Annotated in this window: 13 protein-coding genes and 1 pseudogene; 7 read left to right on the top strand and 7 right to left on the bottom strand. The window is 41.8% G+C overall.

Features of this window, described 5'->3' with window-relative positions; translation table 11 throughout:
- Nucleotides 1-119: 119 nt before the first annotated feature.
- From WCW66_00495 to WCW66_00485, 3 genes are read right to left on the bottom strand one after another with little or no spacing between them, the layout of a single operon-like run.
- Entirely contained in the window at nucleotides 120-668 is a 549-nt protein-coding gene (locus WCW66_00495) for a hypothetical protein (GenBank protein ID MFA6391216.1), read from the bottom strand.
- A gap of 33 nt (nucleotides 669-701) precedes the next feature.
- Nucleotides 702-3,482, bottom strand: coding sequence for a type IV secretory system conjugative DNA transfer family protein (locus WCW66_00490; protein MFA6391215.1), 2,781 nt, complete (start codon nucleotides 3,480-3,482; stop codon nucleotides 702-704).
- A gap of 3 nt (nucleotides 3,483-3,485) precedes the next feature.
- The gene (locus WCW66_00485) at nucleotides 3,486-3,971 is read right to left on the bottom strand and encodes a hypothetical protein (protein MFA6391214.1); all 486 of its coding nucleotides are present in this window, start codon (nucleotides 3,969-3,971) and stop codon (nucleotides 3,486-3,488) included.
- 251 nt (nucleotides 3,972-4,222) lie between these two features.
- Here WCW66_00485 and WCW66_00480 point away from each other — a divergent pair, with 251 nt between their 5' ends.
- The 7 genes and pseudogenes from WCW66_00480 to WCW66_00450 all read left to right on the top strand — a co-directional run bounded on the left by WCW66_00480 (nucleotide 4,223) and on the right by WCW66_00450 (nucleotide 9,352).
- A complete protein-coding gene (locus WCW66_00480) occupies nucleotides 4,223-4,825 on the top strand; it encodes a hypothetical protein (GenBank protein MFA6391213.1) in 603 nt (200 codons plus the stop codon).
- Nucleotides 4,826-5,018: 193 nt separating this feature from the next.
- A complete protein-coding gene (locus WCW66_00475) occupies nucleotides 5,019-5,174 on the top strand; it encodes a hypothetical protein (protein ID MFA6391212.1) in 156 nt (51 codons plus the stop codon).
- A 113-nt stretch (nucleotides 5,175-5,287) separates the two neighbouring features.
- Nucleotides 5,288-6,217, top strand: a complete 930-nt coding sequence (locus WCW66_00470; GenBank protein ID MFA6391211.1) for a magnesium transporter CorA family protein — start codon at nucleotides 5,288-5,290, stop codon at nucleotides 6,215-6,217.
- 29 nt (nucleotides 6,218-6,246) lie between these two features.
- Nucleotides 6,247-6,408 carry a hypothetical protein gene (locus WCW66_00465; GenBank protein MFA6391210.1) on the top strand — a complete coding sequence of 54 codons (162 nt, stop codon included), beginning with the start codon at nucleotides 6,247-6,249 and terminating at the stop codon, nucleotides 6,406-6,408.
- Between the two features lie 126 nt (nucleotides 6,409-6,534).
- Nucleotides 6,535-7,401 (top strand): annotated as a pseudogene (locus WCW66_00460) (AAA family ATPase).
- Nucleotides 7,402-7,403: 2 nt separating this feature from the next.
- Complete coding sequence (gene cysS, locus WCW66_00455) at nucleotides 7,404-8,792, top strand: cysteine--tRNA ligase (GenBank protein ID MFA6391209.1); 1,389 nt, start codon at nucleotides 7,404-7,406, stop codon at nucleotides 8,790-8,792.
- The gene (locus WCW66_00450) at nucleotides 8,792-9,352 is read left to right on the top strand and encodes a phosphatase PAP2 family protein (protein MFA6391208.1); all 561 of its coding nucleotides are present in this window, start codon (nucleotides 8,792-8,794) and stop codon (nucleotides 9,350-9,352) included. Before cysS ends, WCW66_00450 begins: the two co-directional genes overlap by 1 nt.
- Before the next feature lie 49 nt (nucleotides 9,353-9,401).
- Here the strand turns inward: WCW66_00450 and WCW66_00445 are convergent, their stop codons facing one another.
- The 4 genes from WCW66_00445 to WCW66_00430 all read right to left on the bottom strand — a co-directional run bounded on the left by WCW66_00445 (nucleotide 9,402) and on the right by WCW66_00430 (nucleotide 12,656).
- Nucleotides 9,402-9,971: a hypothetical protein gene (locus WCW66_00445; protein MFA6391207.1), complete on the bottom strand. Its 570-nt coding sequence runs from the start codon at nucleotides 9,969-9,971 to the stop codon at nucleotides 9,402-9,404.
- Nucleotides 9,972-10,077: 106 nt separating this feature from the next.
- A complete protein-coding gene (gene dnaJ, locus WCW66_00440; protein MFA6391206.1) occupies nucleotides 10,078-11,163 on the bottom strand; it encodes a molecular chaperone DnaJ in 1,086 nt (361 codons plus the stop codon).
- 12 nt (nucleotides 11,164-11,175) lie between these two features.
- Complete coding sequence (locus WCW66_00435) at nucleotides 11,176-12,318, bottom strand: hypothetical protein (protein MFA6391205.1); 1,143 nt, start codon at nucleotides 12,316-12,318, stop codon at nucleotides 11,176-11,178.
- 17 nt (nucleotides 12,319-12,335) lie between these two features.
- Nucleotides 12,336-12,656, bottom strand: a complete 321-nt coding sequence (locus WCW66_00430; protein ID MFA6391204.1) for a DUF3467 domain-containing protein — start codon at nucleotides 12,654-12,656, stop codon at nucleotides 12,336-12,338.
- Nucleotides 12,657-12,675 lie beyond the last annotated feature (19 nt).

Below are 12,675 nucleotides of genomic sequence, written 5' to 3'. Positions count from 1 at the left end.
TATGTTTGTTTTTTGTTATTAACATTGTATCATATTGAGTTTTCAAATGTAAAGTGCAATTCAACTTATTCAGCAAAAAAACGGGTTGAATCCCCGCGTACATTCTATTAATCGAAATACTAAAACTGATATAAATATATAGCAATACTTGATTTTTCCGGCTTACTTACTGCTCTTGGCTCATATGATTTCAGCGGAAACACGTACGAAATAACTTTAGCGCCTTTTTTCAATTCCTTGGCAAATTTTTCTTCCAATTCAGTTATTGATTTCGGCATGAGAAAACAAACAACCAGATCAGCTGAAGTAAGACTTTGTTGAAACAGATCACGATATTTTATACTGACAGTACCCCTCATTTTATGAACAAATATTTTATTCATTAGCCAGGCCTTGATTTTCGAAACCAAATACGGCGGTAATGAGATTTCCACTCCGATTGCGGACACCTTGAAACGCTTTGCAATTTCAAAAAGAATGCGCCCGTCACCGGAACCCAATTCAAAAACTATATCACCGTCTTTTATTCCCGAAAGTTCGATCAGGCGATTTAAATCTTTCTTTTTTGTCGGTACCCAGGGAGCACCCCGATAACCGGCATACGCCATTGTCCCAAATAGTAACAGTACTGCGATTATTAAGATAAAATAAAAAAAAGAATCAAACATATATTTCTATTTTTGCATTCAAAACTGAGTACACTATGGCTTAATGTTTGTATTTATATCAGGAGACGGCACAGATGATGGCGGTTTTGAAACAGGATTGGACACAACAGTATTCTGTATTGGATTCTGCAGAGGTGCAGTTTGAACCGTAGCCTCTGGTTGTTTGTTTCCGGACACTGGGTCAGTTGCCAGCGGTTTTACTGGGAAAGCGCTGATTGATGCGCGTCTGGAGAAAGCAGGATTTAGAGGCAGAGGTTTTTTAATTGCCGTGCGCAGTGCAATTTCCGATTCAATAATATTGCGGTCCTTTCCGTATTTCAGCCTGGATAGCTCTTTGATGGCCTGCACCATTTGCGGATTGCCTTTAGGCAGGGTTCTTCCTTTAACATTAAAAGGTCGGGCATGTGTATTGTCGATTAATAGCTTAAGATTAAACCCATATTTATCTACATTCATTACATCATATTCGTTAAATACCGGCTCAAACTGCTTGGCAAAGAGTTCCGCATCCTCCACACCCACCCGGTATGCGGCAATCGTGCCGACGTTTCCAAATACCGCATCCTTGATTGTAGTGTCGTTATTTTCTACTAATTGTCCTAAATATTGGTGAGCCATAGTCAGACACAATTTGTATTTTCTGGCTTCTGATAATATGACAGCAATACTGTCCGTAACATAATTTTGAAACTCATCAATATACAGGTAAAACGGTTTTCTTTCCTCTTCCGGAATATCAACACGGCTTAATGATGCCATCAGTATTTTTCCCACCATCACCAAACCCAGTAGCTTCGCGTTCAGATCGCCGATTCTTCCTTTAGAAAGATTGATCAGCAATATTTTTCGCTCATCCATTACTTTCCGAAAATTGAATCCGCTTTCTTTCTGAGCGATAATCGGACGCATATAGTCGTTTGAAATGAAAGTGCTCAATTTACTGGTGATGTAGGGAACCATATTGGCAAGCGACGCTTCACCGCCGGCTTTTTCCGCTTCTTCCTCCCAAAATCTTTTAACAACAATGTTAGTCGCCTTGGCAAGTTTTTCCGTGCGGTACTGTTTATCCGCCATTACTTTTGGAATTTCGAGGAGTGTAGCCGTATCGTTCGGATCATCCATCACCAGGAGCATTGCATTACGCATATACTGTTCAAACATCGGACCGCCAGTCTGGGAAAGGTTGTACAGCTTATCAAAGATATTGATCATTTCATTGATTACAAAAGTCTTCTGTTCAGGGTATTTTTTATCGTATTCCAAAAGATTCAGACCCATCGGCCTCTCCATATCTGATGGATCAAAATAAATCACGTCCTCCGCGCGCTCTTTCGGTATGTTCGGCAATACGTATTCATCGATCAATCCGCCGTGCGGGTCAATCAAACAACAGCCCTCTCCTCTTTGGATATCCTGGACCGCCATATTGGCCATGGTATATGACTTACCCGATCCGGTTTGTCCTATGATGTAGACATGTCTTTGCCGATCCTGGTCTTTTATTCGGATCAATGATTTTTGTCCGCGATAATCAGTCTCACCCAAAATAATTCCTTCATCTGGCAGATTACTTGGCGGAGCCGCTTTTTTGGCCATGAGCCAGCGGATATTTGGTGTCTCCGACAGCTTGATTGGAAAATGATAGATGCTGTTCATTTCCTCAGTATTCAGTACATAAGAATTCCGATCGCTGAAATTACGGAATATGAAATCCTGGAAGAACCTGTTTTTGGTGAGCAGAACCGACCTGCGTTCGTTAAAATTACGGAAAAATAAATCATGAAAAATGCGACGTTTGCCACCTACCAAAATAGTTGAAAATCCGTTTCCATACTCGTATCCGGAAAACTGAGAAAATGAATTCACAATATTTCTTAATTGCCTTTCCGCGTTCTCTTTTTCTTTACAGGAAACCGCAATCCTGATATTTACGTCAAAACCGGCTTTGGAGGTCTTTTCCCCCAGTGATTTAATTATTTCCTCGTCCATTGGAGATAGTTGATGCGGTTTTGGTTTATCAAGCAAATCATCTTCCTTAGCTTTTGAAGATGTAAATATTGATTTAAAAATACTGCCGACAAAACCTTTGGAACTGCCTGCCGATGAATTCATTGCTTCCTTCAGCTTTTTTCCCTGTTGCATTTCCGATGCAACCTTCGCCGGCCAGGCATGCCAGGCTGCATTAGCTGAGCGCGCCAATATTTGTATCGCTGCTCCTTCTCCTTCGTTCAACTTTGATAATGAATTTGTAATTGCGTTTAGCGGGTCTACTTCTAATTTTTTGTAAGTATTAATCGGGAAAATATATGGTTTTTTCAGAACCAAATACGCGCCAACAGTTTCACCCTGTGCCATGAATATATTATAATCCTCCACTTTTTCAACAGTTGCCGAAGGATATGCCGAATGGATTTGCTGTTCTGTGAAATTTTTTAAATAGTGTGGCACAGTTACGTAAAACGATATGCGTTCCTCTTTATCTTTTATTATTTCAAAAGCAATATTGTCATGCCGACCGAACAGAAAAGCATTCAAACCACGTTGCGGTTTCAATCCGCCAAGGTTGGTATAGAGCGGTTCCAACTGCAGAATTAATTCCGGAATTGTTCTTCGTTCATCATCTTCCCTGGCAAATTCTTTAGGAACCATTACCAGTAACGTGTCATTGTGGAATCCTGCGGGGAGATAATGACCTCTCTTCAACCATAATCGGACAATCTTGAGCAGAATAACAATAATAAAGATGGCGGATATAAATATGATCGCGCCAAGTATTATTGGATTGGAAAAAATTGTCTGAATATCAAAATCCATATCCTATTTTTTCTTAACCAGCTCCATTAACTTATCCGTTTTTATTTTTGCCTCCTGCTCCAGAAAAAATTCATTAATACCGGGTATCAGCTTCAACCAGGTGCTGATCAGTTTTACTACTTTCCTGGCCGTAGCTTTTGCCGAAGCTATTAATATTTCCAGTGCGGAAGCTGTTTCCGAGGCTTGCCTTTTAAATTCTGCTTTGTGTGCTGCATCCATCCCCTGAAACAATTCCTTAAGATCCTCTGATAAAATTCCTTCAATTTGTTTTCGTGTGGCCGATTTTACAACCTGCGGTTTTGTCGGAGTCATCTGCTTAATCGGCAGTGACGCGGTAACTGAGTGAATTGATTTTTCCTGCCTATTTATTTCACTTTCCAGTTTTTCTAACTCCTTCTCAACCTCAGCACCACCCTCCTGCCTATCTTTGTCTGGCATCTGTTGAGGGGCAGTTTCAGGTGTAATCGGTTTCTCAAACGGTTCCGGCATATAATTTGATTAATAATATTTCTTAATAATAATGAATATAGTATATCACATTTTAGCTATTTTTGCAACAATTCATCCATTCTGGCTTGATCCCGTTAGAGGATTTTCTCTAATGGCCTTGACAAAAACCAATTTTAGGTATATACTCTAATGTTTCACAATGGGTGAATCAGCAACTCAATCATCCGAAAGCGGATATCCAGACTCTCAGGATTCTCGAGATTCGGCGATCACACATCATCCGAAAGCGGATGATCAACCCAAAGGAGAGCGCCATGAAGAAGCGCACGTTCATTTCCACTCTGGTGGTCCTTGCGGCCACGTTCGCGCTCTCGGGTTGTTCCACTCATATGTGGAGAAACTTCGAAGGCGTGTACAACATCCACACTGAAACCAACTTCGGCTCCAAGGAGCTCAAGTTGATGGCGTTGCGCTACACCGACGAGAACGGGCACGTGATGTTCAGCGAGATCGGCTACTCCAAGCCGGAAAAGCCGAAGAAACCTTTCAAGCTGCGGTACACCGAGAGCTTGATGAGGGTTCAGGTCGGGAAGCACGACGAGTTTCTTTCCAAGGTGATGCTCGTCGAGGTCTGGGTCGACGATTTCGGCCCCATCGTTGCCGAGCAGGGTCGCGACGGCTACTTCTACTTCCGGATACGGACCGACAACCCATGGTTAGTCGGCCTGGACAACGCGCGGTTCACTAACCTCGCACCGGGTATGCACCTGGTTACCGTGGAGGTAACTTGGGGGCAGACGTACGGCCCGCATTACAGGGGGCCGTTGATCGAGGACTCTAAGCAGACCGTCTATGGCCTGCTAGAATTCGATCCCTGGTACATAATCCGGTAATTCGCACCTTCGCACAATCTATTTTTTCGAGGAGGGAGTTTGCAACACGCCGTTACGAACTCCCTCCACCCAATCCCTTAATAACTCTGACCTAAATATATGTCAGTTTTTTTGTATCTCAGTTTGACAAAATACAAAAGATGAATCAGCATTAGAATAGTGTTCTATCCTCCGGACTTAAGAGGAGGTTGTGATGAACATCTTAACAGTTGGAGCGATTATCGTAGTATTGTTTCTAGTCGGCATTGTCACCCGAATCATCTGGCAGAACTTCAAGGGCATGACGCCGACAGAACAGGATGAATTCCTTCGCGAGGCATCCAATATATCCAACAACAGCACATTATAGCACCAGCATTGCTCGGATGGACCCACTGGTTTCATCCTTTTTTTATCTTGCCAAAATTAGAAAAGTGTGCTACAATATAATCAGATTAAAACAAAAATTAAATTTATAACAGGATGAATGTCCACGAAATAAAAACACAAAAACTGCGCTGGATAAATATTGTGAATCCTGCTCAGGAAGAGATTGAATACCTGCGGAATGAATTCGATTTCCATCCCCTTGCACTGGAAGATTGCATAACTCCAACTCACAGATCTAAAATAGACGATTATGGGAAGTACTACTTCATGGTACTTCTTTTTCCTTTATACGATAAAAAAACACGCCAAGTACGACCATCGGAAGTGCACTTTTTTATCAGTAATGACTATATCGTTACCATCCACAATAATGATCTCCCACCCTTAGTCGATTCGTTCAGGATGTGTCAAAATAACCAAGAAATCCGGAAAAAGCACTTTGACCAGTCAGTGGAAATGCTGCTTTATTTCATATTGGAGAAACTATTGCTTTCAGTTTATCCCATGCTTGATCATATGAGCCTTGAAATAGATATCAGTGAAAAGGAGATATTTTCCGGAAATGAAAAAAAGATGGTGGAGGAGATACTGATTATTCGTAGGAGTATCACTGATTTCAGGAAAATAATGCAGGTTCATAAAAACACTCTGCAGAAATTGACAACATGGCTACAGGCAAATGATAGCTATGCCATAACAAAAAACGACGACATGCATTACAGTAATCTAATCGATCACACGAAAGAATTCTGGGACGCCTTAAGCGGATATAAAGAAGCGGTGGAGACACTCCAGGATACAAATGAATCCCTGATTTCTCACAGAATAAATGACATTATGAAGACTCTCACTGTAATATCTTTGACTATTTTTCCTGTTGGTATTATCGCCGGTTTTTTCGGTATGAATATGAAAAACATTCCTTTTGCGCAGAATCCATATGGATTCTGGATAATGGTTGCAATCAACATCGTCGTAATGGGAACAGTGGCAATCTACTTTAAGAGGAGGCGCTGGATTTAATTTTAGTATAATAATTTTATATAAACAAAATGGTAAATTTAAACCGCGCGCAGACAATGACAAAGCAAAAAACGTCAACACAACTTGCGATGAGAGTTGACCAGGTAATTACTTTGCTTACATTTACTGCTATTGCCGCATCTTTCTTTGCTGCAGCAATCATTTTAACTTCATACAATCTAGCTAAGTAATTATTTAAATTCTCTATTATGGCATCTGACCCAGTATATTTTTTCATTGCAATTATTATATTTGTTTCTATCGGTCTTTCACTGTGGTATGGTCAGCAAAAAAACCACGAAAAAAAAGGGTCAGTATTGGACAAATACTCACGCGATCTTACGGCATTAGCGGAAAAAGGTAAACTGGATCCGGTAGTCGGCCGTTATCACGAATTGAAACGTGTCATTCAGATTCTTTCCAGACGGACAAAAAATAATCCGGTTTTAATCGGACCATCCGGCGTCGGTAAAACCGCGATTGTGGAAGAATTGGCCAATGAAATAAGAAACAATAATGTCCCAAGCTCGTTGAAAAACAAACGCGTTTTGGCCTTGGACCTTTCTGGACTGGTTGCCGGTACGAAATATCGCGGTGAATTCGAGCAGAGATTAAAAGGAATTGTAGATGAAATAAGGAATGCCGAAAGAAATATTATTCTTTTTATCGATGAACTACAAACTTTAGCGGAAGCCGGCGAGGCATCCGGGGCAATTGACGCGTCAGATATTCTGAAACCGGCACTGGCACGAGGAGAACTACAGGCTATCGGAGCTACCACAGAAGAAGAATACATCAAATATATCAAAACCGATCCGACGTTGGAAAGAAGATTTCAGCCGGTCATGGTCAAAGAACCAAGTATCAATGACACTCTGATGATTCTTAAAGGCGTCCGGGGCAATTATGAAACACATCATATGGTTAAAATCACTGATGGCGCAGTGGAAGCGGCAGTGGATCTGGCGGATAAATACTTAAAAGACCGCTACTTTCCAGATAAGGCAATCGATATTATGGATGAAGCATCGGCAAAAGTCCGTTTGTCAGCTATTACGAATCCAAAAGAAGGTGAAACACTTCCGGAAGTAACTGCCAAAGATGTAGAAGAAGTAATCAATGAGTGGACAAACGAATTAATCGACTATAAGTCAAAAGTTATTAGTAATTCAAATCAGCAAAAATAATGCTTACGCTGTTTAATACCCTTTCAAGAAAAAAAGAAACCTTTAAACCTCTGAAAGATTCAGAGGTTGGTTTATATACTTGCGGTCCGACTGTTTATAATTTTGCGCACATCGGAAACCTCCGGACTTATGTTTTTGAGGATATATTACGACGGGTATTGCAATACAATAGCTACAAAGTAAAACATGTGATGAATATTACTGATGTCGGGCATCTGGTATCAGATGCGGACACCGGTGAAGATAAAATGGAAAAACGGGCCAAGCAGGAAAAGAAAACGGTATGGGAAATTGCTGAGTATTACACTTCTGCATTTAAAAACGACATGTCGGACCTCAACATTACGGAACCCGTGATCTGGTGCAAAGCCACTGACCACATCAAAGAACAGATTGAGCTGGTTAAAAAGTTAGAGGAAAAGGGTTACACCTATACCATTGCGGATGGCGTATATTTTGACACCGGTAAATTTGAAAGTTACGGACAGATGGCCAGGCTAGATATCAAAGCGCAAAAGGCCGGTGCCAGAGTGGCGGTCGTGGAAGGCAAAAAAAGCCCGAATGATTTTGCTTTGTGGAAATTTTCACCAGACCCTTTGAAAGGCGAGCCGAAGCGCCAGATGGAATGGGAATCGCCGTGGGGCATCGGATTTCCCGGTTGGGCAATAGAATGTTCGGCAATGGCCGTAAAATATCTGGGTCAGCCTTTTGATATTCACTGTGGCGGAGTTGATCATATTCCCGTCCACCATACGAACGAAATAGCGCAGAGTGAAGCGGCAAACGACAGAAAACTGGCCAACTACTGGCTGCACGGGGAGTTTCTGATTCTGAAGGACGAAAAAATGGCAAAATCAAAAGGGAATTTTATAACTCTGGAAACACTGAAAGAGAAAGGGATTAATCCCCTCGCCTATCGCTATTTACTGCTTACCACCCATTACCGTTCGAAACTGACTTTCAATTGGACAAACCTGGAAGGAGCCAACACCGCGCTTGATTCTATTTATCGGCAGATGGAAAGTTATAAAGACACCAACCCGGTCGTTAATGAGGATTTTAAACAGCAATTTGAGGATGCAATTAATGATGATCTGAACATGCCTAAAGCACTGGCACTGGTCTGGAAAATTTTTAAATCCAACTTACCGGCAGGTGCAAAAAAAGGAACAGTACTGGAATATGACAAAGTACTGGGACTCGGATTGGATAAACTTGAGCAAACAGAAGAAGCACCAAAGCACGTTAAAACACTGGCGACAAAAAGGGAGCACGCGCGTTTAGCCAAAGATTTTAGCGAAGCGGACAAAATAAGAGCGGAAATTGAATCATTGGGGTATATTGTTACTGATACATCTTCGGGGCCAAAAATTCATAAAAATAAATAATGCTACTATTAAATCTGGATCAGCTAATTTTTGAAAAGATTTATCAGGTTATTCCTCATAACCTGTTTTTTGATTGGTTTTTTCTGTTACTTACTACAATCGCCCATCCGAAAATAATTTGGTTTCCTTTAATCATCCTGTTCTTAATCTTTTATAAACAGCATAAAGGATGGATGTTTTTTGAATCCGCCATCGCCATCGGTATCGGTGTTGTTATAAACGAATACATGGTTAAAAATATTTTTGCGCGCCTGCGACCTTTTGAATTTTACGATTGGGTAACCACAATTGACCATACTGCGGAAGGATTTTCCTTCCCTTCCAGCCACGCCCTGGTTGCATTCAGTTTTACCATGGTGATTATCTTAAACACAAAATCAAAGCTACTGCATAAATTGCTAATTGTTCTGGCAGTACTGATTTGCCTTTCCCGAATCTATTTGGGAGTGCATTTCCCCGGTGATGTAATTACCGGCGGGATAATCGGCGCCCTGCTCGGTTGGCTATCTTCGACTTACCTTCCGCGGTTTTATAAAGCACTGTTCCACAAACAGATATAATTCGGCAAACAAAAAATCCCGCGTTTAACTTGCCGGATTTTTTTATATTCTAAATATCGTATTTATATCTTTTCTTTGCAGCCGCTCCGCCTTTGATCAGGATCATTAAAAGAATCGGAGCGAGCACCCAGATGAACTGGCTGATTTCCAAGGTAAATAATGTCTTAGTCAGCGGAGCAAGTCCTTCAACTGCTGACTTTGGCAGAAATGATAAAGTAATACTGATTAATAACCCGACGTGCAAGATGCTGAAAACTATCACCTGCCACCATTTTCCACGATCATCAGAACTGGCGACAGTAGAGATTAAAGCGGATCGGGAAAGCATGAAAAATAACGCAACAAAAACAGCTACAAAAGCTGTTATCTTCACTACGAAAAACTGGTTTATGCCGATCTCGCCGGTAGTGTCTCCCAAAAACGGCGCAGTATTGATTACAGCCATCGCCATATAGATGCTGATCAGAATTACGATAATCCGATCGCGACCCAGTGACATACCGTAGAGCAGGGCAGCGATGACAAAAAACAGGATAATAAAGAGGTCCCAGGTTGGTTCTGACCAGTCGAAATTAGCTACCCACGAACCGGTGTCTGCTACAACTGTTGCGAAAAACATTGTATTTCTCCCCCTTTTGTTTTATTTTATCTGATTACTTTGTAAGTATAACACAAAAACAATAAATAGGCAATTGCTATGCCTATACTACTGTGGATAAACTGATTTAATCCAGTTTTTGCAGATTTTCCAATAATTCGCGTTGTTTCCGGGATAATTTTTCCGGTGTTTTTACAATAATTTCAACTAACTGGTCACCTCTGCCTCGGGCATTTAAGTGCATAACTCCCTTACCTTTAATTTTAAATACTTTGCCCGATTGAGTACCGGCCGGAATTCGAAGCTGACCTTCACCATCCAGAGTGTTGATGGAAATCTTATCTCCAAGTGCTGCCTGCGCAAAACTGACTTCCGAAACGGAAAAAACATTGTCGCCGTCCCGCTGAAATTCATGGTGTGGCATTACTCGAATAGCAACATACAAATCCCCCGCTACACTTCCACGCTGGCCGGCTTCGCCTTCACCGGAAAGACGGATAGACTGCCCGTTATTAATCCCGGCAGGAATTTTTATTTTGATCCGCTTACTCGCGCGATCCACACCGGTGCCACGGCAGTTTGTACACTTATCTTTAATAGTTTTTCCTTCACCTTTGCACTCCGGACACACACCGCGGGTTCGGATCTGGCCTAAAATAGTTCGTTGCAGTTGATCAACCTGTCCGGAACCTTTGCACATCGGGCATTCCACAATCCCGCTGGAACTTTCTGCGCCGGAACCACTGCATTTTTCACAAGCTACTGTTTTATAAAGTTCCACGGTTTTTTCCACGCCGAACGCCGCATCGAAAAAGGTAACCTGCATTTCTGTTTCAATATCCGCGCCTTTCTGCTGGCGCGCACTTGCCCTTCCTCTTCCTCCACCGAAGAAATCACCGAAGATATCACCCAGATCGCCAAAATCAAAATTAATTCCGTCCGCTCCGCCGAAACCAGCTTGCCGTGGATCAAATCCGGCACCACCGGAAAAACCACCCTGCTGGTCAAAAGCGGACCCAAACTGGTCGTACTGTTTGCGCTTGTCTTCTTTGGAAAGCACCTGGTAAGCCTGGTTTAATTCCTTAAATTTAGCTTCATCACCGGTATTTTTATCCGGGTGGTATTGGTGCGCTTTCTTACGAAAAGCTTTTTTTATTTCTTCCTGCGAGGCATCTTTCGCGACGCCCAGAATTTCATAGTAATCTGTTGCCATAATTCTTTCTTTCTATTCTCCCAATATTACAACATCCACGTCTTTCTTTTCCTGTATAATCCTGACGAATTTTGTGGCGGATAATATTCTAAAAATCAGAGATGTAAATGAATTGATTAATGTTAAAAATACAAAACCAAACAGATTCAGGGCAAAAAACAAACTCAATGCCAGCAGCGGGGTGATGAAATCCTCGTAAGGTCCCAGGAACTGAAAAGCGTATTTGCGGATGATCTTGGCCATCACTACCGACAGTTTATCCGAACCTTGCGCCTCAATACCGACGCTTTTCATAAATTCATCTCGGGCGTCATTGATCTGTTCCTGAAAAATACTTTGGACGAATGAGGATGAAACTAAGGTATCCGCGGATAATTTGTCGCTATACAGATTATCCCTTATTTCGGGAGGTAATGCTTTAATATCCACTTCCCCGCTTTGTACCTTGCTTCGCAGATCGTCAATCAGTGCCTGACCCTCTTTTACTTTTGGATCATCCAGTGTATCTTCCAGCTCTTTATTCAGCTGACCGCTGATATCCTCCACCACACCGGCGCTGGTTTCCAAAATAAACTGGTCCAGAGTTTTATCGGGATCATAACCCTCTATTTGTGTAGGAATAACCTCGTTGGCAATGTTTGTGGTACTGAGAATCAGCGAGTCAATCGCTTCTTTGCCCGAATCACGCTCCTCTGTTGTTGTAGTGATATAGTACAGTAATGAAATAGACAATGCCATTGCCACCACTACTCCGCCGATACCCCAATGCATTATTTTATACAAATTGAATTTTATTCTGGATTTTTTCTCACTATGCACCCGATAGGCGTAATACACAAACATCAGTATCTGAAGCAAAGAAATAATCAGAAGCCACGGAGAAAAGGGAAAGAATAAAAGCATCGGTAAACTGGATAAAGTCCAGATCGGCAATTGAATTTTTTCTTTTTGAATTAAGATTGTTGTTATACTTACTAAAGCCAAATAGAAACAAAAGGAAACAACCGGAAAAATCAATCTGAGTAAAATCTGTACAATCGGAATATTATCTCCGGACCACTCCATATTGAAAACCGTAGATAAAGAAAACCAAGCCAGCACGCTGGCCAGTACAGTCAGCACTCCTAAAACAGCTGATTTGGAATTCTTGGTCATGGTTTTTGCTTTATTGATTATGCTTTGAATCCGACTTCGTCCGCCGGCGCATCCGTAACATCTATTGTACCAAAATTTGTCTCATAGCGCTTGATATTGTCCGCGAGAGCGGATAAAACCCGTTTCATGTGACCTGGTGAGGTTTTTACCCGATTGGTAACCACGCCCACGCCTTCCGCCTGGTGGATATTGATAAAATCAATCGTAAACTCGTCTTTGGTATGCATGACTCGCATACTGTTCGCATAATTTGGTCCGGCTAAAACGCTATCCGGGATCTTAATCTGCATTTGTCGCTGTTGCCCTTGTGGGGGCTGTTGGTTTGGTTGGTTTGGCATGGTGGTTTTATTTATTACG

Source organism: Patescibacteria group bacterium, assembly GCA_041664365.1.
Lineage (GTDB): Bacteria > Patescibacteriota > Patescibacteriia > UM-FILTER-42-10 > UM-FILTER-42-10 > JAHJEX01.
Note: the sequence above shows the minus strand (reverse complement) of the source record. Positions and strands in the feature narration are given on the sequence as shown.

What these genes read in the sequence shown, in the direction of transcription:
- WCW66_00445 (MFA6391207.1), bottom strand. Translation starts at nt 9,971, where the DNA reads ATGTTTTTCGCAACAGTTGTAGCAGACACCGGTTCGTGGGTAGCTAAT.
- WCW66_00435 (MFA6391205.1), bottom strand. Translation starts at nt 12,318, where the DNA reads ATGACCAAGAATTCCAAATCAGCTGTTTTAGGAGTGCTGACTGTACTG.
- WCW66_00450 (MFA6391208.1), top strand. Translation starts at nt 8,792, where the DNA reads ATGCTACTATTAAATCTGGATCAGCTAATTTTTGAAAAGATTTATCAG.
- WCW66_00485 (MFA6391214.1), bottom strand. Translation starts at nt 3,971, where the DNA reads ATGCCGGAACCGTTTGAGAAACCGATTACACCTGAAACTGCCCCTCAA.
- cysS (MFA6391209.1), top strand. Translation starts at nt 7,404, where the DNA reads ATGCTTACGCTGTTTAATACCCTTTCAAGAAAAAAAGAAACCTTTAAA.
- WCW66_00430 (MFA6391204.1), bottom strand. Translation starts at nt 12,656, where the DNA reads ATGCCAAACCAACCAAACCAACAGCCCCCACAAGGGCAACAGCGACAA.
- dnaJ (MFA6391206.1), bottom strand. Translation starts at nt 11,163, where the DNA reads ATGGCAACAGATTACTATGAAATTCTGGGCGTCGCGAAAGATGCCTCG.
- WCW66_00470 (MFA6391211.1), top strand. Translation starts at nt 5,288, where the DNA reads ATGAATGTCCACGAAATAAAAACACAAAAACTGCGCTGGATAAATATT.
- WCW66_00480 (MFA6391213.1), top strand. Translation starts at nt 4,223, where the DNA reads ATGATCAACCCAAAGGAGAGCGCCATGAAGAAGCGCACGTTCATTTCC.
- WCW66_00465 (MFA6391210.1), top strand. Translation starts at nt 6,247, where the DNA reads ATGGTAAATTTAAACCGCGCGCAGACAATGACAAAGCAAAAAACGTCA.
- WCW66_00475 (MFA6391212.1), top strand. Translation starts at nt 5,019, where the DNA reads ATGAACATCTTAACAGTTGGAGCGATTATCGTAGTATTGTTTCTAGTC.
- WCW66_00495 (MFA6391216.1), bottom strand. Translation starts at nt 668, where the DNA reads ATGTTTGATTCTTTTTTTTATTTTATCTTAATAATCGCAGTACTGTTA.
- WCW66_00490 (MFA6391215.1), bottom strand. Translation starts at nt 3,482, where the DNA reads ATGGATTTTGATATTCAGACAATTTTTTCCAATCCAATAATACTTGGC.